At 42.7% G+C, this 22,032-nt stretch carries 17 protein-coding genes and 1 pseudogene; 5 read left to right on the top strand and 13 right to left on the bottom strand.

Features of this window, described 5'->3' with window-relative positions:
- Window positions 1–44 precede the first annotated feature (44 nt).
- The 4 genes from FNC98_RS04460 to FNC98_RS04445 all read left to right on the top strand — a co-directional run bounded on the left by FNC98_RS04460 (window position 45) and on the right by FNC98_RS04445 (window position 4,309).
- Window positions 45–2,192 (top strand): ATP-dependent RecD-like DNA helicase, encoded by a 2,148-nt coding sequence (locus tag FNC98_RS04460; protein WP_260680467.1) that lies wholly within the window; start codon window positions 45–47, stop codon window positions 2,190–2,192.
- A 187-nt stretch (window positions 2,193–2,379) separates the two neighbouring features.
- A complete protein-coding gene (locus tag FNC98_RS04455) occupies window positions 2,380–3,120 on the top strand; it encodes an ATP-dependent RecD-like DNA helicase (RefSeq protein ID WP_143580132.1) in 741 nt (246 codons plus the stop codon).
- Window positions 3,121–3,307: 187 nt separating this feature from the next.
- Complete coding sequence (locus tag FNC98_RS04450) at window positions 3,308–3,595, top strand: hypothetical protein (RefSeq protein ID WP_143580131.1); 288 nt, start codon at window positions 3,308–3,310, stop codon at window positions 3,593–3,595.
- A 129-nt stretch (window positions 3,596–3,724) separates the two neighbouring features.
- On the top strand, window positions 3,725–4,309 hold the full coding sequence (locus tag FNC98_RS04445) for a recombinase family protein (RefSeq protein WP_143580130.1): 585 nt from the start codon (window positions 3,725–3,727) through the stop codon (window positions 4,307–4,309).
- Between the two features lie 530 nt (window positions 4,310–4,839).
- Here FNC98_RS04445 and FNC98_RS04440 read toward each other — a convergent pair.
- From FNC98_RS04440 to recA (FNC98_RS04395), 10 genes and pseudogenes are all read right to left on the bottom strand, one after another.
- Window positions 4,840–5,769 carry a hypothetical protein gene (locus FNC98_RS04440; RefSeq protein WP_143580129.1) on the bottom strand — a complete coding sequence of 310 codons (930 nt, stop codon included), beginning with the start codon at window positions 5,767–5,769 and terminating at the stop codon, window positions 4,840–4,842.
- 115 nt (window positions 5,770–5,884) lie between these two features.
- Entirely contained in the window at window positions 5,885–6,310 is a 426-nt protein-coding gene (locus tag FNC98_RS04435; RefSeq protein ID WP_143580128.1) for a hypothetical protein, read from the bottom strand.
- Between the two features lie 262 nt (window positions 6,311–6,572).
- Window positions 6,573–6,989, bottom strand: coding sequence for a hypothetical protein (locus tag FNC98_RS04430; RefSeq protein WP_143580127.1), 417 nt, complete (start codon window positions 6,987–6,989; stop codon window positions 6,573–6,575).
- A gap of 100 nt (window positions 6,990–7,089) precedes the next feature.
- On the bottom strand, window positions 7,090–7,392 hold the full coding sequence (locus FNC98_RS04425; RefSeq protein WP_143580126.1) for a hypothetical protein: 303 nt from the start codon (window positions 7,390–7,392) through the stop codon (window positions 7,090–7,092).
- An 844-nt stretch (window positions 7,393–8,236) separates the two neighbouring features.
- Window positions 8,237–9,445 carry a site-specific integrase gene (locus FNC98_RS04420; protein WP_143580125.1) on the bottom strand — a complete coding sequence of 403 codons (1,209 nt, stop codon included), beginning with the start codon at window positions 9,443–9,445 and terminating at the stop codon, window positions 8,237–8,239.
- A complete protein-coding gene (locus tag FNC98_RS04415) occupies window positions 9,445–9,915 on the bottom strand; it encodes a hypothetical protein (RefSeq protein WP_143580124.1) in 471 nt (156 codons plus the stop codon). Before FNC98_RS04415 ends, FNC98_RS04420 begins: the two co-directional genes overlap by 1 nt.
- Window positions 9,916–9,918: 3 nt before the next feature.
- Complete coding sequence (locus FNC98_RS16765) at window positions 9,919–12,171, bottom strand: hypothetical protein (RefSeq protein ID WP_185968056.1); 2,253 nt, start codon at window positions 12,169–12,171, stop codon at window positions 9,919–9,921.
- The gene (locus tag FNC98_RS04405; RefSeq protein ID WP_143580123.1) at window positions 12,171–14,186 is read right to left on the bottom strand and encodes a hypothetical protein; all 2,016 of its coding nucleotides are present in this window, start codon (window positions 14,184–14,186) and stop codon (window positions 12,171–12,173) included. The genes FNC98_RS16765 and FNC98_RS04405 overlap by 1 nt, the downstream gene beginning before the upstream one ends.
- A 21-nt stretch (window positions 14,187–14,207) precedes the next feature.
- Window positions 14,208–15,239 (bottom strand): recombinase RecA, encoded by a 1,032-nt coding sequence (gene recA / locus FNC98_RS04400; RefSeq protein WP_313904127.1) that lies wholly within the window; start codon window positions 15,237–15,239, stop codon window positions 14,208–14,210.
- 121 nt (window positions 15,240–15,360) lie between these two features.
- Window positions 15,361–15,549: pseudogene (recA, locus tag FNC98_RS04395) on the bottom strand (recombinase RecA); the annotation flags it as partial.
- Between the two features lie 355 nt (window positions 15,550–15,904).
- On the opposite strand from recA (FNC98_RS04395), the gene mutS reads away from it, so the two are divergent.
- Entirely contained in the window at window positions 15,905–18,478 is a 2,574-nt protein-coding gene (gene mutS / locus FNC98_RS04390) for a DNA mismatch repair protein MutS (RefSeq protein ID WP_143580121.1), read from the top strand.
- Between the two features lie 24 nt (window positions 18,479–18,502).
- On the opposite strand, the gene tviB is transcribed toward mutS, so the two are convergent.
- The 3 genes from tviB to rfbA form a co-directional block, all read right to left on the bottom strand.
- The gene (gene tviB, locus FNC98_RS04385) at window positions 18,503–19,777 is read right to left on the bottom strand and encodes a Vi polysaccharide biosynthesis UDP-N-acetylglucosamine C-6 dehydrogenase TviB (RefSeq protein WP_143580120.1); all 1,275 of its coding nucleotides are present in this window, start codon (window positions 19,775–19,777) and stop codon (window positions 18,503–18,505) included.
- Between the two features lie 199 nt (window positions 19,778–19,976).
- Complete coding sequence (gene rfbD / locus FNC98_RS04380) at window positions 19,977–20,873, bottom strand: dTDP-4-dehydrorhamnose reductase (RefSeq protein WP_143580119.1); 897 nt, start codon at window positions 20,871–20,873, stop codon at window positions 19,977–19,979.
- A gap of 135 nt (window positions 20,874–21,008) precedes the next feature.
- A complete protein-coding gene (gene rfbA, locus FNC98_RS04375; protein WP_143580118.1) occupies window positions 21,009–21,929 on the bottom strand; it encodes a glucose-1-phosphate thymidylyltransferase RfbA in 921 nt (306 codons plus the stop codon).
- Between the last annotated feature and the right edge of the window lie 103 nt (window positions 21,930–22,032).

The raw sequence follows: 22,032 nt of genomic DNA, 5'->3' as shown, positions 1-22,032 counted from the left end.
TCCCATGCTTGAAAGATAAGTATGCGATACTACGTGGTATCCCTTTGCTTGAAGAAAATGATCGTATTGCAAGTGCACGACATCAAGTGATGATTGAGTACGATCCCTCTCAGCACATAATCGCGCCCAGCGTTGGTCAGCACTGGAGAGTGACAGGTAAGCACACTGTTGAAAAAGAAGAGCGCAACGGATTTAAATTCGACCTTCATCGATACAAAGATATTGAGCACATGTATTGTGCACTGCCAGAAACTGGAGATCAATTAAAAGACTTTATCGCCAAAAGCCCTGAATTTAAAGGAATTGGGATCGCTAAAATCAGTCAGTTGTGGAGTAAGCACGGTAAACGCCTCATGGATCTTGCTATGAATGACAACGAAGCGACCGACGCAATACTTATTGAAGATTTGACGGCCGCAGCGCTCAAGGGGCTCCGCGAAGGCTTCTCACAGTACAAGAACCTCAAGGACTATCAGTGGATGACAGAGCATGACATCCCAGGATCTGTTCAACAACGCTTACTCAAGCACCACGAGGATAGCGCACTAAAAGCTATCAAAGCCGACCCGTATATTTTGACAGTTTTTGGCATGAGCTTTGAAAAAGTGGATGCGGTGGCGCTGAGTTGCGCTAAAGTAGACTACAAGCCATCTTCCTCCCTGTCACCAGAGGCTTTACCCTTGGAAGATTTTCATGCCGATGAGCGACGTTTAAGAGCCGCCATTGAAGTGGCAATCCGTAAGGAAGTAGACAAAGGCCATACGTACACAGTTCGGGATGACATTATCCCACACCTTAGAGTACTGCTAAAAGACTCTGAATTAATCAAGCAAGCATTAATGACAGCACAAGACGTTCGTCAATTTGTCATTGACCCAACGCGAGGCTCGTATCATCCGACAGCACAACTGGTGATGGAGGCAACCGTTTCAAAGCGCTTGCTAGCCCTTTCACAACTAGAGTCACAGTCTAATGAAGAGGCTGAGTTTGCTTTGGCGCGTGCCTTTGCAGACTTACCTTACCCCTTAATGGATAAGCAAAAAGAGGCTGTACGAACGTCAATACTAAATCATGTCAGTTGTATCACTGGAGGCGCAGGAACAGGCAAAACAACCGTGTTACGGACAGTTCTGAGAACCTATTCAAACATGGGGGCAACGATACATGCGGTTGCCCTGAGTGGCCGAGCAGCAATGCGCCTACATGAGTCGATTGGCTTTGGGACATTGACCATAGCGGCCTTCTTGCGTCAAGAACCAGTCCAGCCGTTACCGGATGATCCATTGCATGTACTAGTTATCGATGAAGCATCAATGATAGACCTACCAACAATGTACAAGCTAGTGACACATATCGATCCTTCAGTGCGTATCATTTTTACGGGCGATCCTAATCAACTCCCGCCAATCGGTTGCGGCAAAGTGTTGTCTGATATTGTTGAAAGCAAGACCATTAAGAACACGACATTAGACATTGTAAAACGTCAAAGCGGTGCTACAGGCATTCCAGAGTATTCATATCTCATAAATCTAGGAGAAGTCCCGACTAACTTAACATCGGGCAACATCACGTTTCATGAGACTTCTGGGGATTTGATTGCGCAAACATGTGCTGAGTTATTCATTGATTCACCGTCGGATAGTCGCGTAATTGCACCTACAAAAGTCCTGGTCGCCGATATTAACAACCTTGTTCAATCACGCACGAATAAAGGCGGGGATAGAATGGAGTTCGCGGGCGCAGATGGATACAACTACTATCGCAACCTACGAAATGGTGATCAGATTCTGTTTACGCAAAATAACTATGAGGCGGGCATTCAAAACGGCTCACTGGGTAAGCTGATTGACGTGACCGCCAGCGATGGATGCTACGGTGTCGTTGAACTAGATACAGGCGAGAGAGTTGAGGTAAATGATTCAATACTCGATTGCATGGAACTTGGCTATGCCATCACCTTACACAAAGCGCAAGGCTCGCAGTTTCCTCGGATAATTATTGCTCTGAAGAAAGGTCGTATCGTAGATAGAGCGTGGCTTTACACCGCAATTACCCGTGCCGAAACTGAAATTCATATCGTTGGCTCTGAGCGTGATTTCAAGCACATTACGATGAATCCTAGCCATTCGCATAAACGAAACAGCTTCTTAATGCAGTTGCTCTCGAATGCAAACGATACGGTTACCTTGTAACCGTAATCGTTCATTACATTTTTGTTAGTGCGGCAGGCAATCTCTCGCTGCAAAAGAAACGTACATTTATTTAACATTTCTGGTTGACTTTTCATCGCCCATCATTACTGTACTTATATACAGCATCCGGGTTGCTTCCAAATCCGCTAACGCTGATCTTCACATTAAACATGAACAAGGAAAAACAATGAAGGAAACTAAGAAGAAAATTGTAAAACGTCAAAGCGGTGCTACAGGCATTCCAGAGTATTCATATCTCATAAATCTAGAAGAAGTCCCGACTAACTTAACATCGGGCAACATCACGTTTCATGAGACTTCTGGGGATTTGATTGCGCAAACATGTGCTGAGTTATTCATTGATTCACCGTCGGATAGTCGCGTAATTGCACCTACAAAAGTCCTGGTCGCCGATATTAACAACCTTGTTCAATCACGCACGAATAAAGACGGGGATAGAATGGAGTTCGCGGGCGCAGATGGATACAACTACTATCGCAACCTACGAAATGGTGATCAGATTCTGTTTACGCAAAATAACTATGAGGCGGGCATTCAAAACGGCTCACTGGGTAAGCTGATTGACGTGACCGCCAGCGATGGATGCTACGGTGTCGTTGAACTAGATACAGGCGAGAGAGTTGAGGTAAATGATTCAATACTCGATTGCATGGAACTTGGCTATGCCATCACCTTACACAAAGCGCAAGGCTCGCAGTTTCCTCGGATAATTATTGCTCTGAAGAAAGGTCGTATCGTAGATAGAGCGTGGCTTTACACCGCAATTACCCGTGCCGAAACTGAAATTCATATCGTTGGCTCTGAGCGTGATTTCAAGCACATTACGATGAATCCTAGCCATTCGCATAAACGAAACAGCTTCTTAATGCAGTTGCTCTCGAATGCAAACGATACGGTTACCTTGTAACCGTAATCGTTCATTACATTTTTGTTAGTGCGGCAGGCAATCTCTCGCTGCAAAAGAAACGTACATTTATTTAACATTTCTGGTTGACTTTTCATCGCCCATCATTACTGTACTTATATACAGCATCCGGGTTGCTTCCAAATCCGCTAACGCTGATCTTCACATTAAACATGAACAAGGAAAAACAATGAAGGAAACTAAGAAGAAAGTTGTCGCCGTAGTTGAGCAGGAATCAGGAAAGGTCTATCCAAACTTAGAGCGGGCTGGCGATGCCTTAGTATTGGAATCATCTTTACGCCGAGCAAAGCAATGCTACGAGTCACAGCAAGCCGATAAGCGCTTAACATATGACGAAGAGGCGCTGTCCTCACTATACAAAGAGTTTGTCCTTAAACGTAAGCTACACAAAGAGCGCACGATGACGTCAGAGTATAGTAAATCTGCTAATTCCGTTGAAGAGGTCGCCGAGACGTAAATTAAACGAAGGTTTAATTTACATCTTTAGTTTGCGTAGTTTCTATGTATCTTTTGCTCGAATCCTTGTAAAGAAACAAGTAAAGAAAACTACGTAAACTTCACCCCCTTTTAATTTACAGGAGTAATTATGAAGATTGGGTATATCCGCGTTTCTACCGACGATCAACTAACAGATCTTCAAAGTGATGCTTTAAGCGAGTTCGGTTGTGACAAGATTTATACTGACAAAATAACAGGTAAGAGTCTTAAACGTCCGGAACTAGAGAAGATGCTTGATACCCTTCGCCCTGGTGACGTAGTTGTGGTGTGGCGTTTAGATAGGCTTGGAAGAAGCCTGAAAGACCTGATCGAGTTGATGGAGAGCTTCAAGCAACAGAATATTCAGTTCGTGAGCCTACAAGAGAACATCGACACGACAAACGCAATGGGTGAGCTTGTCTTCCATTTATTCGCGTCAATCGCACAATTTGAACGTCAGCTTATTAGTGAACGTACAAAGGCTGGATTGAAGGCAGCTCGTGCCCGAGGCCGCAAAGGTGGCCGCAAACCTGCACTATCCAAGCAACAGATACAACTTGCGCATTCCATGTTGTTAGATCCGAACGTTACGAAAGTCACAGTGGCCAAACACCTCGGTGTAAGCAGACCTACGCTAGACAAGGCGTTATCTGACACCGCACATGATGGCCAGCAGTCTATTTTTCAAAAATAAGGAAGTTATGAGCGATTTACGGCCATTGAGTTTTTACTGCGAATTACTAAAGAAAATAGTAATTACTAAATTTCATAGTAATTCATAGTAAAACGACTTTACTGCTGCATAAGAGGTGACTGATTTGTGATGACTATATTATAGTTAATACAGTGTTTTAAAGGAGGTGCATATGAGTTCCGAATATTTATGGATCATTCCCGCAGCCATTATCACTGCCGGCTTATTCATTACCATCTGGAAACAACGTAACGCGAAATAATCGCGCAAGACTTATACAATTTAATGTGTATAAGCCTCAACTTGAACTGTCAGACATGAATAATAGGTCTTAACCAAATCTGACAATCACAATAATCGTAAAGCTGATAAATAGGCTATGACCGCTTTGTGCCATAAGCGGAAATCAGCTCTCCTCGATTCATTCCTATTTTTATTGAAAAGTAGACGTTCGATATTAATAACTTTTCGTAAAAAGCCGCAATACGAATTATTACGGCCTTAATATTCTTGAATCGAGTTGACAATTATTAGTTAAAAATCAATTCTTCAATCCAATCAATGGTATTTAAGTACGCAATAGTTTGATCCGACAGCGGGTTCGCAATTAATCGAGCGTATTCAAGTTTAGTGTTCATATCCAAATTAATATTTGTAAGATTGTTTTCAGCTAAATTGAGATATTCGATGTTCGGGACGAGGCTAAGGTCAATAGCTTCCAACTTATTTGATATTAGCTCTAACCTTTCCAGATTCTTTAAATTTAAATCAACAAACTGTAAGTCAGTACCAACCACGAATAAATGGGTTAGATTGTCTAGACCATCTAACAACAAAGTTTCTAAAGATATATAGGACAGATTCAACTCTTTTAAATTAACGTGCGTAGTCAGATCGATATAATCAATAGGACTTGTAACGTTCCTAATATTTGCTGTAGCTGCATCCGTAGCGACTTCGAGATATTCCAAAGAATCTATTGCTGCTATATCTAATACTTCAATACGAGCATCACGGATACTTAAATCAGACATGTTTGGTAACTGCTCTAATGCTACGTGGCTTAGATTGTTAGAGTTTAGGAATTTGATAATTTTGAGATTTGGTGAGTTTGAAGCCCTAAATGTACTCAGGTTTTCAGCGGATACAACCCAAAGCTCTTCAATATAGAGGTTATCGGCAATCTCAACATTCGTCGTTTCAATTGAATGAAGCGCCACCCCCGTTAAGTTAGGGAACTGATTGAAATCTTCAAAGTTTCCAAAATCAAGACCACTGCCTTTGCAAAGCACTTCTGTCATCTCTTCTACTTTAGTAAATCCTTCAATCTCTGCGCGTTCTTTAATGCAAGTTTCGATTGTATAGCTACTAAAAGATACATCCTTTATCAGTAACTCTTTTTCTGACTCTCCACACCCCCACAGTAAAAACGGCAAAGAGATCGAGTATAGGTACTTCATTTTTATTTCCTTATATTTATTATTCAATATTATATTTAAATGGCTGCAACTCGCTCAACTCGGCCGTTGGCCGCTAAGTAAAATTACCGAATCACATCGGCTGAAGCAAATGTTTTTAGGATTCGGAACCGTGAACAATCAGCTGCAATTCTTTGTTTTTAATTACTTTAAAAGCCATCCAATTTTCTATTTCCTGGAACATTTCCATGGAAGTGAAATCCCAATCCCAAAGTTCCATTACAGATTGGCTCATCTGAGAAATACAGTCCTCACTCAACCTAAATTCACAGTAGACCCACTCGCTATAACTAGATTCATCATCTACCAAGTAATGAATCGAAAAGTAGAAAATAGGTGAAGTATTCGTGCCACCAAAATTGACCTCAGCCATGATTCCCGCATTAGAAACAAATTGAGGTTTGTTCAATTCGAATTCGAGAAATGTCTCCTTAAAAATTGTCCAAACCTCAGCAACGGATTTAGCGTTTCTTGCGGAAATATTAATTTTTAATTTTTCTACTATTGGTGGGTAAATGCTCAATTGAAATCCTTGTTAAACCTAATCCAGAAGTTAAATTTCAGAGCTGTTTCAAGATGAAATTTAGATTTTTGATTTTCCTTGTGAATGACTGCTGCTCGCTCTCAGCGGCCGCTCGCGACTATCAAACTTTCAATAACTTACGTTATTTAAGGCGACGTCGCAAATGTGCCAGCAACGCTTCGTGAACAGTCGCTTAATATAGGGTTATTTAGAGGCTTTGCTGCTAAAATTTTACGTATGTTTATATTGGCAACTTGATTTACTAAGACCAGTACACCTCTATAGAAACGGTAGAAGCTTGCTCGTTTACAACAACTTTTGCGTACTCTGCACCATTCATTGCAGGTCTAATTTCGTAAATCGTTACACCACTCTCTGTGGTAGTCCCATTAGACAAATTAGAATTGGCTAACCAGTCAACCAAATTTACTTTTGAGGTTGTGAAATCCAGTTTAAAACCGCGAGAGAAAGCACTTCCTGTAACTTCTAGCTTAGTTATCTCAGCGTCTTTAGGAAGTGATGGTGTTCCCGACCACTCTAAGGTAGTTTTTACCGCTTCGTTTCTATCCCATGGGAGCAAAACATTATTGAGGTAGGCCAATGAACACAACACAAGTAATAAGACAGCAGTAGAAACTGCAAAGATAAATATCTTTATATTTCGACGTGCAATATTCAAAGTGTGTCACCAAATATTTTGTTAAGCGGTTTATTAACTAAATCTGAACCGAGCGGCTGCTGTTCGCTCTATATAGTCATCCCAACCTGGATCAGACCATTTATTTGCTGTAAGCAGAATAAAATGGCCCTTTTAGTTTCACTACTCCTGACTCAGTGTATGAAATTACAATGGTTATTTCATCGGAGTGCAAGAAAAGCTCGTATTGTTTTCCTTGATATGTTGTATCACAGCTATCAAAGAAAATTTCTTTATCTAATTTTTTGTCGTATAAATTAGCGGTTGGCTCTAACTCTCCTTTTTCAGAAAGTATCTTAACCAAATTATTAAGAGCTGGGTCACATTCTGCTGCGAATAAGGAGGGCGTTAAAAATATTAACGTAAAAGCTAAAATAGATCTCACTTTAGTTGCTCCCTGACTGTCTCTAAATCGCTCATTACAGCCCCTGGCTGCTTATCCAAATTACCGGATTAAGCCTACTTAGGCAATCAACCAAATTCAGTCCTTGAGTAAAAAGGCTTAAATCACATACCTAGACGAACACGGTTGCCTATCGGTTATTACGGTAAGCAATGGAGAACTCTGTTGCATATGTTTTCATATCGAAACCTGGGCAACGTTTCTTAATTTCAGCCAAGAGAAAGGGATTATCTAGCACAGGCTTATTTTTAACCTCAGGATGTTCAGCGTATTGTCCCGAAAATACCTCACAAACAAACCTTTCCAGTTCGTTCCGAAGAGTATTTATCGTCGCTTGCTTCTTTGTACCCATAATAAACTTTAGATCTTCTATGACCGCTGTTCGCTCATTGGAGTCTGTCAGATTACACCTAATCCTGTCAATTACAAGTGTCGGATTAGGTATGAGCTACTACAATTTATGGTTGTGTGAAAACCGCAAACAATATCCCTGAAATAGTAAAAACTGCATATATACTTTGCGGGAACGCTACCTATCACGTTTTCATGCGCCTGATGCCGCTTTAGCGGCATGCAGCGAGGAGTATACGACGAAGCGGTTACTTTACTGACGCTTCGCTCCGGCCTTGGCCAGAACCGCGCTGCGCCATCTCATCACAAACACAAGTTCCGTTGCGTGCCCTGCTGAACCCACGTTCCACAAGGGTTAAGGCTTGTAGAAAGGTATTTACATGCGGAGAGTTGGGCGAAAGCTCCTTCGAAGGAAACTATCTAGGCATAAAATGCACGTAGTTTCTGAACTACCCATCCCCCTCTTCGGGCTAGGTTAAACCGCGATTAACATGCCCTTGTGAGCCTCTTTTTGTGCTTTTATCTCTGCCAACTCAGAGCGTAATGCTCTCTCTCTATCCTCTAGGCATTCTAGAGCGTTATCATCCAGGGTTAAAACTCTGGCTAAATCAATGTAAAACTGTGTTGTAGTAGAAGCATCTGCATGACCAGCAAATTGTGCCACCTTATCTAAGACGGCTTTTTCATCTATCTGATAACGTTCATTACTTTTCGCCTTAGCCCTTTCGATTCGATAGAGTATGCATGCCTTGCGAGTCAATGAGTATCTTCTGCAACCGTGAGGCGGTACATCTTCGCATACATCTGTCAGTAAGTCTGTGAGGGTCGAGGGTTTGAGGGAGCCATTACCATTTGTGTTTGATGATACAAATACAGTAGGAGGATCAAGTTTCGTAATTTCTTCTCTGTCGAAGTCAATGAAGTTATGCGTTTCTTTGATTAAGCTCGCTTCAACTTCAATTGTTCTTGTTTTGCCGTATTTAGTTCCATGCTTTAGGGTAACCTTGTATAAACGGTCCTCGTTTCCATCTCTAATGAATTTAGGGATGTCATCTTTGCGCAATTCAACTACCTCTTCACGACGCAAGGCACCTTCACACATCCAACGAACCATGAGTTGGTTTCGTGCATTTAACTCCTCTTTGTGAAGAATAGCACTCGAAGATGTTGATTCATATAACGCTTCTTTCAATTTTGCGATGTCATCTGACGTAGGGACATGTTGTTTCTCGCGTCTTGGAACCTTCAAAAGAAATGGCATATGAAACTCGGTCAAATGTGAAGTAGGCTTGCGAACTACGATCCGATAACTCCTACCTTTTATCATGTTATTGATCCCAATAACGCCAGAGCACCACCCTTTATCATTCTGTGCGAACCAGTAAAAATGACAGGCATCAGACATTCTAAGGTTGTTAGAACTTTCACTCATATCATCTTCCTGGTTTTTCTTACGATATTCTAAGATGGTTCTGCGAGTAACGGAATATAGCTCTATTCCATTATCGTCCAGGAAGTTAAGCCAATGAACCAAACGGCTTGCTTGAAAGTACACAGTTGATAGCTCAAGAACCCTAACGTCATACAAATACATCAAGTAACGGCTAATATGCTCATGCAACCTACCATCTTGATCAATCACAAGCGGGAAGCCATCTTCTGTTCTAATCATTGAATATGGCATTAATTGCTCCGCCCTAAGCGTGCGACTGTCGCTTTCTCTCGGAACGCAGCCTGCGACAGGCTAATCTTGTCTTCTAAATCTTCGATTTTTTTTAAATACTCCTTTAAATCGCTTGCCAGCCCTCTGTTTTGAGTCTTCAATATATTGTTCTCAGCTTTTAGCCTTTTAATAACGTCCTTCGGTGAGTTGTCGGATTTAAATCGCTGTTTTGCGTTCTCTATGGCGCCTTTAACTCGACGTTGCAGATCTTTGTCCTCTGTGTAGCCCTTTGCAGACTTACTGAAACGCTTATAATCTCCAGACTCCAAATTCGCTAGCCAATTAATCCCAAACTTACCGTTATCTGGCAAGTCAAAATCTGCATCACCAGTTCGTGCATAAGTTTCAAGCGCTAGGATCTTTACTTCGATCTTCTGCTTTAACTCTTGCAAAGACCTTTCGTTATTAATAATTGCTTGCGTTTTTTTCATGTCTTAACACTCCGTCGCGGCTTCTCTACACTTCAAATGATCAGATTTCGCTGCTTTCAAAATAGGGGATTCGGAAGGGATAACGATGTCATCTATGTCGCTTACGGCCACATCACCCTTAATGCTTAAAAGGTTCGCGCAACCTAAGCAGGTTCCTCTAGACGCACTGGATAGCTGTACCGCGCCTTCAAACAAGCACTGACTACGCTCTTCTAAATTCGGTGTTAAACCAAAGCACATACCATCAGGGACCATGTGCAACATAAATCCAGATGACTCGCCTTCTCTGGCAATAATTTTCTTTGCGCGTTTCTCATTTTGGATTTCAATGCTACCGACAAGTTCTGTCAATTCATCCTTCATGCCACCAGAGTAACCATCTGAACCAGCGACATCTTGAGCAAATAGAAGTCCAATTTCGTTCATAGCAGCTTGGAAATCGGCATCGGTAATATACTTTCGTGTCATATTAAAATCGGTGTGTCTGAGATGCCACGAAAGCGTTGATAAATCCGGATTTTCATAACGGTAGTAATACATCATTGCGAATAGCCGACGGAACTGGTGCTCGCTAAACTGAAATGGCTCTTCGTCTTCTGGGGTTACGTCGCAAAATTCTGCAAATTCATTTAAGTGATTTGATCCAATCTCATCCGTCTTTTCACCCACATCATAAAGTGTTGGGAACTCCAGGATCGAGTCACTCCCGGTTTCTCGACGCAATGGTTCGGACAATTGCTCCAATATTTCGATAGCCCTAGCCACTAAATGCGTCGTAGGGAAGGTTTGCGACGCTTGATAAACTTTTGCTGAGTAGGTCGTCAGTACTGGGCCGTTCGGCGTCATCGAACAACAACCGTATTTCATGGCTTGAATTTCACTCTCGCGTCTAGCCGTGAATGTGTATATTATCAGTAAGCAAGCTGCCGGTAGAAAGTGATACACGGCCTTCCCCAAAGCGATACCATTTGTTTCATCTGCACGCTTCGCTTTAATTAAACGAGTTAGACTTCCCTTAGGCACACCAGTCTTTTCTGTTATTTCTTTATAACTCAAACCCTCTTCATGAAGCTTTCGAATGTGCTCCACTGTTTCTAAGGAGATTGAACTTCTTTGATTATAATTAGAGTCAAGCTTTCTAAAGGCTACGAAAGGAAAAGGTGACGCTGGCATATCGTCAAACGGTGTGGTTTGTTCAAGCAGCCATTGACGAACTTGCTTTGAAACATAATGCCTATTTTCTGTTTTTTGATTCGATAGTATTTCTGCCTCTTTTGCACGCGCAGCATCTGCGAGTTCAAGCATAACTGGGGCGTAATCTAGCACCCAGCGTATAGAGCGATCCATCAGAGTTAAGAAAGGCTTAACCGGAATGTTTTTGGTTCTGCCGTTAGGTTTTCCCTGTTTCTTAGCCCATTTCGTTGATTCAGGAACCAACTGTCCCAAATAGTTTTCGGACGGGATATGTTCTTCTGCAAATAAACCGGGAAATGCTCTAAGTAACATGAAAAACGTTTTCAACATATTCATTTGTTTGATGAGTGTGTCAATCGCTTTTCTGTTGCCCTTTTGGGGTTCTGCACGGTTTTTATAACGCTTTCTAATGTCCGGCTTTACTAGGAAACCATTTTCTACCTGGAAGGCGACAATCTTATGAACACACTTAGATTTTTGAGTCGTGATTGCACGCACAGGCATGCCTACTATTTCGGCAAGCTTCTCAGTTTTAAAACCTCCGTCAGGTTTTGTAAAATCGCTCAGTGAGGCACTGGCAGTTTTTAAGCCGGCTTCAACGCGCTTTAAGACTTCAGGCCGATCGCAATCGAACAACGCGAAGTTTTCAAGAAACATCTTGCACACCGATTTATTTACGGATGATATGTGTTGCAGTTCGAGACTGTTAAAGCAAAATCTGATGAACGTTAAGACTACAGACTTAAACTTTTCTTGAGAGGAGCCCGTTATGGTTGAGGTTGTTCTTGCTGAAGCTATATGAGTCTGACGATAAAGTAATGTTGCCCATTTCACAGTCTCCATAAGGTGAGGGTGATCCGATAATCGAGTATGTGGAGCAATAAAATTGTCAAAATGTATGGTTTTGTAGTCACCATTAGGCTCCATCACTTCCCATGTGTCATCAGCGAAGGTGCAATCCTTATGCAGCCATTTGGGGTGTATCTCGTGACCTGAAAGTTCTTCATACTCTTTGGGTTCGAAATGCTTGCGATAACGAGAAAAATCGATAGCAACACTCATTATGACTCCTTGTAGGTTGTTGGGATGATAAGCTCTTGATACGGATTTTTACTACTTTCAGCGATACTTTTCGCTTCCTGCATCAACCTTCGATGTTCACGGGCGCCCTCAAACTTTTCCACCATGAGGCGAGCGAATGCGATCCAAAATGACCATTTCAAAATTTGTTGATCATGAACGCCTTCCCTAAGATCATCTAATGCGTTTTTCAGTAATAACACGTTAGCCAGGTTTTCTTTCGAAGCTAGAAATATATTCCGTCTGTTTACACAAGTCGGACATTTGTGAGGAACAGTGCAAGCCTCACCTTCATTGGTTCCTGGCTGGACACCGGCATAAGGGTCAACACAGTGTATTCCCCCAAACTGTGAATTGATGATCTGTTTTCTTCTTTTTTCATACGCGACTGGGTCGATGCCAACCTTTTCTGCGAAATCATCGATGTTGACTGCCAGTAGAGCTTCATACCAGTCGAGAAAGTCTCGAATATTTTCTTCTCTTCGGAGAACTTCAGGAAGATGACGTGTGTACTTTTCAGCCATCTTAGAGCCTTCATTCCACCGCCCCTTCTCCTGAACAGCAAAAGCATCGCGAGTCACAAGCGCATGAAGAAGCAGCACGCTTCCCCGTATCGCTTTAGGAGTTGACTGCCATTTGCCATTACTGGCTTCGCGGCATAACTGCTTGAACCATTCGTTAAATGTTTTCATAGCAGGGGTTGTTGGGGTGTAATCCACACCTCGCACATTATTCTTGTATCTCTTAATGAATACATTTTGCTCGTCACGAATGCAAAACGAACTGCAAAATGCTAATGATTTTTTTAAGGTCGATAGTGCATCTAAACATGCTTTCTGCTCAGGGGATGGTGATGAATTGCTGATGATTTCACGTTGCCATATTTCAGAACGCGCCTTAAACCACTCAATGGTGGTTACCTCACCATTGTCTCTAATATTGTTCCAACTTAAGCACCGTATAGGATCAGCGTTTGCACTTAAGTTAATTAGAAGCAAGGCATACACCGCAATCATTAAGTCGCTGCTTCCGTTAAGTAGCTCTCTCAATTCATCGGGGCTAGCCTTATATTTCTTTAGGCGAGTGCGAACCTGGTTGTCATCTGAATACAGTGCTTTTTTCACCCGCGACATATATACGTACATGACCGCCAGGGCTCTACCCTCAAAAATTCGATCGTATTCTCGCGATAGATGGTGTGATGAATGTTGGCTTGCTTCACTCGTTAATCGATGGTATTGCCTTGCTAGCTTTAAGAGTTTGGGGTCGGATTCCCACTTTTCGACTTGCTCATGCTTGGCCTTCCATGCTGAAATTCGTTTTAGACTCTCAGCACGCAACAGTTCTATACGCGCATCCAACACTTGAGTAGCACGGTCGATGATATTTACATCATCATTATCATCGTCGGAATCAGTAACAATATTTTCTATGAGAGCAGTTAGGCCATCGGCATCGTCACGTTGATATTCATCATCAGGATCTAACTGTTCTAATAAACGCTTTATTTGTTCTGGGTTGGGGGATGTTAGCAAGTTGACGTCTAGTAGAGTACTGCCCTCGCCAATCACGCTCTTGTCAAAGACGAATCCCTTCATCATGCGACTTGATCCCTGTGGCATTACACCAAAACTTTCGCAGATATTTACGAACTTGCGAGCAGCGGCAATATCATTGTTCTTCGTTACGTTCTTATTCTCATTGCATTGCTGCAGGTGAAGTCGAAAGTCTGATGCGAGTGAGAAAAAGAGTAGCTCTATACGGCTTGGATCTTCATCTAAGTTAGGGTGTTTCATGCAAAGCACACGAAGTTCCTCTTGGGACTCATCATATGCAAAAAAATCTAGAAACTTAAAAACCCTATTTTTAATGGTCAGTCGAGAATCGTGTGAGCTTAACGAATCTTCATAGATGTAAGACGTGAAGCACTCATTGAGCGCTTCGTTGTATGAGGAACCAAATACTTCCCTGTAGTCGAAATGTAGGCTTGCTAGCATCCTTGCACCTTTATTAATTACTTATTCAGATGTCTGAGATTCATCTTCTGACTTTGTCGTTTTAGGCAGAAGGATGTCTCGAAGTTTAACTTCAAGTTCTTCAGCTAATTCTGAGTTTTCATGCAAGTATTTAGTGGCATTAGCTTTGCCCTGGCCAATACGCTCCCCATTACAGCTATACCAAGCACCTGCTTTTTCAATTAATTTGTTCTGAACACCCAGGTCAATCAGTTCGGCAAGCTTATCAACACCTTGACCATATCTGATTTGGAATTCAGCTTGCTTAAAAGGCGGTGCAACTTTGTTTTTAACAACTTTGACGCGAGTCTCATTACCCACTACCTCGTCTCCTTCTTTAACCGCACCAGTGCGACGAATGTCCATACGTACAGACGAGTAGAATTTCAGAGCATTACCACCCGTGGTCGTTTCAGGGTTACCAAACATGACCCCGATCTTCATACGGATCTGGTTAACAAACATCATCATACAATTGGTTTGCTTAACGTTACCGGTTAACTTTCGAAGAGCCTGAGACATGAGGCGTGCTTGTAAGCCCATGTGCGAATCACCCATTTCCCCCTCAATTTCAGCCTTAGGAGTAAGAGCAGCTACAGAGTCAACAATAATAAGATCTACGGATCCGGATCGTACAAGCATATCTGCAATTTCTAACGCTTGCTCGCCTGTATCAGGCTGTGAAATTAAAAGTTCATCAAGGCTAACACCAAGTTTTTGCGCATAGATTGGATCAAGTGCGTGTTCAGCATCAATAAATGCAGCTACTAATCCTTTCTTTTGAGCTTCTGCTACCACCTGTAAACAAAGTGTGGACTTACCGGCACTTTCTGGGCCATATACCTCTACTATTCTGCCTCGCGGCAATCCCCCGACACCAAGTGCGACATCAAGTGTCAAAGAGCCAGTAGAAATGGTATCTACAGCCAATGCGTTTTGGTCGCCCATCTTCATTATCGAGCCTTTACCGAACTGACGCTCAATTTGACTAAGTGCTGATGCTAATGCTGCTTCTTTTTTATTTTCCATCGTAATATTCCTTTTGATTTTTGATTGGTTTTTCGGAATGGACTGGTTCGTGCCGTATTGATGGGCTACAACCCCCTCACTCACTCACTCACTTCGGAGTGGACTGTTTTTTCATCCGTTATTAAAAAATTTCAATTACACGGCCCATCGGTAAACCACCAGCACCCAATGCGATATCCAATCCCAACGAACCTGTTGAAATGGTTTCTACATCCATGCTACGGTTCTCACCCAGCTTCATAATCGAACCTTTACCGAACTGACGCTCAATCTGGCTTAGCGCCGCTGATAAGGCCTTTTCTTTGTTCGTATCCATTAGTTTCTCCAATCGTATTCTTATTTATACAGTAACTTTGCCCAGTATACTGTATAATCGTACAGTATCAATAGTTTATTTGAAAAAACTTTAAAAAAGCTCCTCATGGAAAATATAAACCAATAAAAACAACAACATAAACCAACCTCTTCAAGTCTTACTATGTTTTTACAACTGATTTACGGCACTTTATACAGTAATTAACATACAGTACTTTCACTGATTTTAATTAACCCCGTTGTTGATATAGCCCTTTCTATCCTGGAGCAAATCTTTTAACATCAATTTCAGTAATGCTAATACCGACTGACGGCGAGCTAAGCCAGCGGTCAGCGCCATATAAACAGAATAATTAATGACTCAAAATCCAGACCAATTTTCTAACCATACCCCTATGATGCGTCAATATCTCACCATAAAAAGTGAGTTTGAGCACATTCTGTTGTTTTATCGCATGGGCGATTTTTATGAGTTGTTTTTCGATGATGCAAAAAAGGCAGCGGATCTGCTTGATATCTCGTTAACAGCGCGCGGTAAAACCGGTGGTAATGCCATTCCAATGGCCGGTGTCCCCTATCATGCGGTAGAAAATTATCTGGCACGATTAGTTGCGCTTGGCGAATCCGTCGCCATTTGCGAACAGGTTGGCGATCCTGCGACCAGTAAGGGTCCGGTAGAAAGAAAAGTTGTCAGAATCGTAACGCCGGGAACCCTGAGTGACGAAGCACTATTAAATGATCGTAAAGACAACCTGCTTGTCAGTGTATGTGAAGCTGGTAATAAGTTTGGTGTCTCCTATCTTGATATGAGTTCAGGAAAGTTTCACCTATGTGAGCCACAAACCCCGGAACAACTCAGTGCTGAATTACAACGTTTGTCGCCGGCAGAAATTCTGTACCCAGAATCATTTTCATATAGCGAGCTGCTTAGCGCTTATAAAGGGCTGAGACGTCGCCCGGACTGGGAATTTGATCAACAAACCAGTTATAAGCTTTTAACCAGTCAATTTGCGACCAAAGACTTAAAGGGCTTTGGCGTTGAGCAATATGCACTTGGCATATGTGCCAGTGGCTGTTTATTGCAATACGTAAACGATACGCAAAGAACAGCGTTACCTCATATCCGTAATATCACCGCTCAATCCTATCAGGAAGCGGTAATCTTAGATGCCGCAACCAGACGTAACCTAGAATTAACGGAAAACCTAAGTGGTGGTGTAGAAAATACCTTAGCAAGTGTTCTTGATAGAACGTCCTCACCAATGGGGTCGCGTTTATTTAAGCGCTGGTTACACAGCCCGCTAACCGATATCAATAAGCTGCAACAAAGACAAGAAGCTATCAGTACTCTGATTAATGACGACCTATATCCGGATTTGCAGGATGTCCTTAAAGGCGTTGGTGATATCGAACGCATTATCGCCAGGATCGCTCTTCGAAGTGCTCGTCCAAGAGATCTTGCTCGGCTTAGAAATGCGTTAGGCCTGTTGCCAGAATTACAGCAAATTCTGGAAAACCCGTTACCACCATTACTGGCGTCATTGAAGTCCGACAGTCAGCCTATCGATGATATTTATGGTTTATTGTCGCGAGCGGTAATTGATAATCCACCGGTATTAATTCGCGATGGTGGTGTTATTCGCGACGGGTATCATCAGGAACTTGATGAGCTTCGCGATCTGAGCCAGGGGGCCAGCCAGTTCCTTGCGGATCTAGAAGAACAAGAGCGTGAGCGAACCGGCATCAGCAGCCTTAAAGTCGGTTATAACAAGGTTCATGGTTTCTTTATCGAGATCAGCCGTGCCTCTTCTGATTTGGTGCCAGCGGAGTATATTCGTCGCCAGACATTGAAAAACAACGAGCGTTACATAACCGAAGAGCTCAAAGCTCATGAAGAGAAAGTGCTAAGTTCACAAAGTCGCTTTTTAGCCCTTGAAAAACGCCTTTACGATGAATTGTTTGACCAGCTGTTACCACAGATAGAGGTGCTGCAACGTTGTGCAGATGCACTGGCAACTCTGGATGTCCTTGCCAACCTAAGTGAAAGAGCTGTTTCGCTAAATTATCAGGCGCCAACACTATGTGAAGATCGCATTATCGATATTAAAGATGGCCGCCACCCTGTGGTTGAACAGGTTAGCGAACAGCCATTTATTGCGAATCCGGTTACTCTTAACGAAGCTCAACAAATGCTAATAATTACCGGTCCTAACATGGGCGGTAAATCCACGTATATGCGCCAAACCGCATTGATTGTATTACTAGCACATATCGGCAGTTATGTTCCGGCCCAAAGTGCAGACATCGGTATTGTTGACCGGATCTTTACCCGCATTGGTGCTTCGGACGATTTAGCATCCGGTCGCTCAACATTTATGGTTGAAATGACCGAAACCGCCAATATCCTTCATAACGCCAGTAATAAAAGTCTGGTTCTACTGGATGAGATTGGTCGCGGTACCAGTACCTATGATGGTTTATCTCTGGCCTGGGCCTGTGCAGAATACCTGGCGCAAAAGACTCAAGCCTTTACGTTGTTTGCGACCCATTATTTTGAGTTAACACAATTAGCTGAGCAATTAGATACGCTGGCGAACATTCACTTAGATGCCGTTGAGCACGATGACAATATTGTGTTTATGCACGCGGTTCAACAAGGAGCCGCGAGCAAGAGCTTTGGATTGCAAGTGGCGCAATTAGCAGGTGTACCGAAAGCGGTAGTAAAACGCGCTAAACAACGATTAAAAGAGTTAGAAGCGGTTGATCAAAGCCAGACAGTGAGTGTCGAGAAACAAGTTACTCCTCCACAGGCATCATTCAGTTTTAATGAAGACCATCCGGTGATTGATAAATTGCAGGGTCTTGATGTCGATGCGTTAAGTCCTCGACAAGCATTACAGTATTTGTACGAGCTAAAAGAAACGCTCTAAATAAAAGGTGAGAAACCTCAGGCATTAGAGCCTGAGGTCAACTTCTTCTTTGGGTAATACATATTTAAGATCATAGATGAAATGACCACGCCTTCCCCACTCACGGATTTCATCCGTGGTTAATTCCATATATTCACGGTGGGCAACCGCAAGAATAATCGCATCGTAATGATCCGCTTTCGGGCGTGATATAACATCAATGCCATACAGAGCTTTTGCCTCGTCTTTATTACACCATGGGTCGGTAACATCAACATTCATATTGTATTCATGAAGCTCATTGACGATATCAATAACTTTGGTATTACGAAGATCCGGACAATTTTCTTTGAAGGTTAGCCCCATCACTAACACATTGGCGTGCTCCACCTTGGCATGCTGTTTCATCATATTCTTAACGAGCTGGCTGACAACATATTCGCCCATACCATCATTAAGATGGCGACCGGCCAGGATCATTTGTGGATGATAGCCAATATCCTGAGCTTTCTGGGTAAGATAGTAAGGGTCGACACCGATACAATGACCGCCAACCAGACCTGGACGGAAAGGGAGAAAATTCCACTTAGTACCTGCCGCCTGCAGCACTTCAAGCGTATCAATATTTAGTTTGTTGAAGATAATCGCCAGCTCGTTAATCAAGGCGATATTGACATCACGCTGGGTATTTTCAATCACCTTGGCCGCCTCAGCGACTTTTATCGATGACGCTTTATGGGTACCAGCGCTGATAACCGACTGGTAAACTTCATCAACTTTGTCAGCAATTTCCGGGGTAGATCCTGATGTTACTTTGAGGATTTGCGTAACCGTATGCTGTTTGTCGCCCGGGTTAATGCGTTCAGGAGAATATCCGGCAAAGAAGTCCTCATTGTATTTAAGGCCAGAAACCTTCTCGATTACCGGTATGCAATCGTCTTCAGTGGCGCCTGGATATACGGTTGATTCATAAACTACAATATCGCCCTTCTCCACTACTTTACCCAGCATCTCACTGGCTTTGATTAATGGGGTTAAATCGGGTTGTTTGTGTTTATCGATTGGGGTGGGCACGGTAACGACATAAAAATTACAGGCTCTTATGTCTTCGACATCTGAGGTAAAGGTTAATCGCGACGCGCTTTTCAAATTATCGGCATTAACTTCAAGGGTACTATCTTCGCCATTGTTCAGTTCATCGATACGTGACTGATTGATGTCGAACCCTTTGGTAAGGTACTTTTTACCAAATTCCACAGCAAGGGGAAGACCTACATAACCGAGGCCGATAACTGCGATTTTTGTTGTTGTAAAAGGCATAACACTCTCTTGATGTTACTGTTTGTTTTTATTAATGAAGAGTATAGAAGAGAAACCACAAGCTGCCATTTTATCGTCAGGATTTTTAACGCTTGAAATATCCCTGTTTTCAACAGGAAAATATGGTGCTACCTTCTATAAGTTGTATCTCTTCGCTCATTCACACGCTCTGCAATTTGTATTAATTGCTCTGATTAACTTAGCTCGATTGTTGATGGCGGATTACTTTCAATAATCCCCGCTTCCAGTCACTGGGTCTTACCCGCCAGCGCTCAAAGATTTTGTCATTGCACATCGCTGAAAAGTTTGGTCGCTTTGCTAGCGTTGGGTAATCTTCCGTTCCTATAGGGGAAATATCAGGGTATTCGTCAATCACCGCATTTTGTTCAGCCAGAGCAAAAATTTCCTTCGCAAATTCATACCAGGAAACGGATGTGGCGCCGTTATAGTGAAAGATCCCCCATTTTTTGGTTCCTGAGCTGATAGCATCGACAATATCGACAATACTTAATGCCAAGTCACCGGCATAGGTTGGGTTGCCAATTTGATCATTGACAACGCCAAACTGACGTTTTTGTTGCGCCAGATTAATCATCGAGCGAACAAAGTTATTGCCATATTCGCTAAATACCCAGGCGGTTCGAATAATGACAAACTGACTCAGGTAAGTCATGACTTCCTGCTCTCCCAGATATTTACTCAAACCATATACGTTTTTCGGACACGTCTTATCACCCGGAGAGTATGGTGATTGATTGTCTCCGGAAAAGACGTAGTCCGTAGATATGTGGATCAGGGGGATGTTGAGATTGGCACAAGCAATGGCTACATTTTTACAGCCGAGTTGATTGACCGCAATTGCCTGTTCAATTTCTTCTTCGGCCTTATCAACCTGCGTATAAGCCGCCGTGTTTACGACGATATCCGGTGAAAACTTTGCAAAAGCCTGTTGCACGGATTTGCGTTCTGAAATATTCAATTCCTTTGAAGGAGCAAAATGCCAGACATGCTTATCCGTGATCTCAGTTTGCATAGAGATTACATCTCTGAGGCAAGATGCTAGTTGTCCGTATTTGCCGATGACAAGTATATTCATATATCATTAGTCCATTAACTTATTCGACGATAGACCCATAATAAAATAGGCCGTTGTACCGATATGACGTCATTCAGGATTCATCCGGTGCCATTCTGAAAAAGCCTTAACGCGCTCAATTGTCAGCTCTGAAAATCAGAGATTTTTGTATACATAGACATTGTCGTAGTCTTTACTTAATTCCACTGGCATTAACGATGCCAGGTATTGCCCATACTCGGTTTTTTGGTATCTTTCGATGGAGGTTTGTAATTGTTGCGACGATAACCAACCATTGCGAAAACCAATTTCCTCCAGACAGGCCACTTTCAACCCCTGACGCTTCTCTACCGCCTGCACAAAGTTTCCGGCTTCGGCTAAAGAATCATGGGTGCCCGTATCTAACCAGGCACAACCTCGGCCGAGGATAGTGACATTCAACTCCCCCAGGCGCAGGTATTCGTTATTCACTTCGGTTATTTCCAGCTCGCCGCGGGAGGAAGGTTTAATTTTTTTGGCAATATCAACGACCCGGTTGTCATAAAAATAGAGTCCGGTTACCGCATAGTTCGATTTAGGAATTTTGGGTTTTTCTTCGATACCTGTTGCCTTGCCTTCGGCGTTAAATTCGACGACTCCGAACCTTTCAGGATCTTTTACGTGATAACCGAAAACCATAGCTCCGGTTTCAAATTCCGTCGCAAGTTTCAGTTTTTCAGTAAAGTGCTGGCCATAGAAAATATTGTCTCCCAATACCAGACAGACATTTGAATCAGCGATAAATTCTTCGCCAATGATAAAAGCCTGGGCCAGACCATCTGGAGAGGGTTGCTCGGCGTATTGCAGCTCTAAGCCAAAGCGATTACCGTCTCCCAGTAAGCGCTTAAAACCAGGCAAGTCCTCAGGCGTCGAGATAATTAAAACCTCTTTAATACCGGCCAGCATGAGCACAGAGAGCGGGTAATAAATCATTGGTTTGTCGTAGACGGGTAACAGCTGTTTAGAAACACCCATGGTTATCGGGTGCAAACGGCTGCCCGAACCACCAGCAAGAATAATTCCTTTATAGGGCTTCATGAACTCACATCTCCTGATTAATTTGTGTGAGATTATCGTCGCTGCACAATTAACAGTGATATGGGCTTTCCATAAGATTGCAGCAACATCGAAATAGATTACA

Source organism: Thalassotalea sp. PS06 (genome assembly GCF_007197775.1).
Lineage (GTDB): Bacteria > Pseudomonadota > Gammaproteobacteria > Enterobacterales > Alteromonadaceae > Thalassotalea_A.
The sequence above is the reverse complement of the archived record's forward strand: the minus strand, read 5'-3'. Positions and strand labels throughout refer to the sequence as shown.

What these genes read in the sequence shown, in the direction of transcription:
- FNC98_RS04445 (WP_143580130.1), top strand. Translation starts at nt 3,725, where the DNA reads ATGAAGATTGGGTATATCCGCGTTTCTACCGACGATCAACTAACAGAT.
- rfbA (WP_143580118.1), bottom strand. Translation starts at nt 21,929, where the DNA reads ATGAAGCCCTATAAAGGAATTATTCTTGCTGGTGGTTCGGGCAGCCGT.
- FNC98_RS04450 (WP_143580131.1), top strand. Translation starts at nt 3,308, where the DNA reads ATGAAGGAAACTAAGAAGAAAGTTGTCGCCGTAGTTGAGCAGGAATCA.
- tviB (WP_143580120.1), bottom strand. Translation starts at nt 19,777, where the DNA reads ATGCCTTTTACAACAACAAAAATCGCAGTTATCGGCCTCGGTTATGTA.
- mutS (WP_143580121.1), top strand. Translation starts at nt 15,905, where the DNA reads ATGACTCAAAATCCAGACCAATTTTCTAACCATACCCCTATGATGCGT.
- FNC98_RS16765 (WP_185968056.1), bottom strand. Translation starts at nt 12,171, where the DNA reads ATGAGTGTTGCTATCGATTTTTCTCGTTATCGCAAGCATTTCGAACCC.
- FNC98_RS04415 (WP_143580124.1), bottom strand. Translation starts at nt 9,915, where the DNA reads ATGAAAAAAACGCAAGCAATTATTAATAACGAAAGGTCTTTGCAAGAG.
- FNC98_RS04455 (WP_143580132.1), top strand. Translation starts at nt 2,380, where the DNA reads ATGAAGGAAACTAAGAAGAAAATTGTAAAACGTCAAAGCGGTGCTACA.
- FNC98_RS04405 (WP_143580123.1), bottom strand. Translation starts at nt 14,186, where the DNA reads ATGCTAGCAAGCCTACATTTCGACTACAGGGAAGTATTTGGTTCCTCA.
- rfbD (WP_143580119.1), bottom strand. Translation starts at nt 20,873, where the DNA reads ATGAATATACTTGTCATCGGCAAATACGGACAACTAGCATCTTGCCTC.
- FNC98_RS04420 (WP_143580125.1), bottom strand. Translation starts at nt 9,445, where the DNA reads ATGCCATATTCAATGATTAGAACAGAAGATGGCTTCCCGCTTGTGATT.
- FNC98_RS04440 (WP_143580129.1), bottom strand. Translation starts at nt 5,769, where the DNA reads ATGAAGTACCTATACTCGATCTCTTTGCCGTTTTTACTGTGGGGGTGT.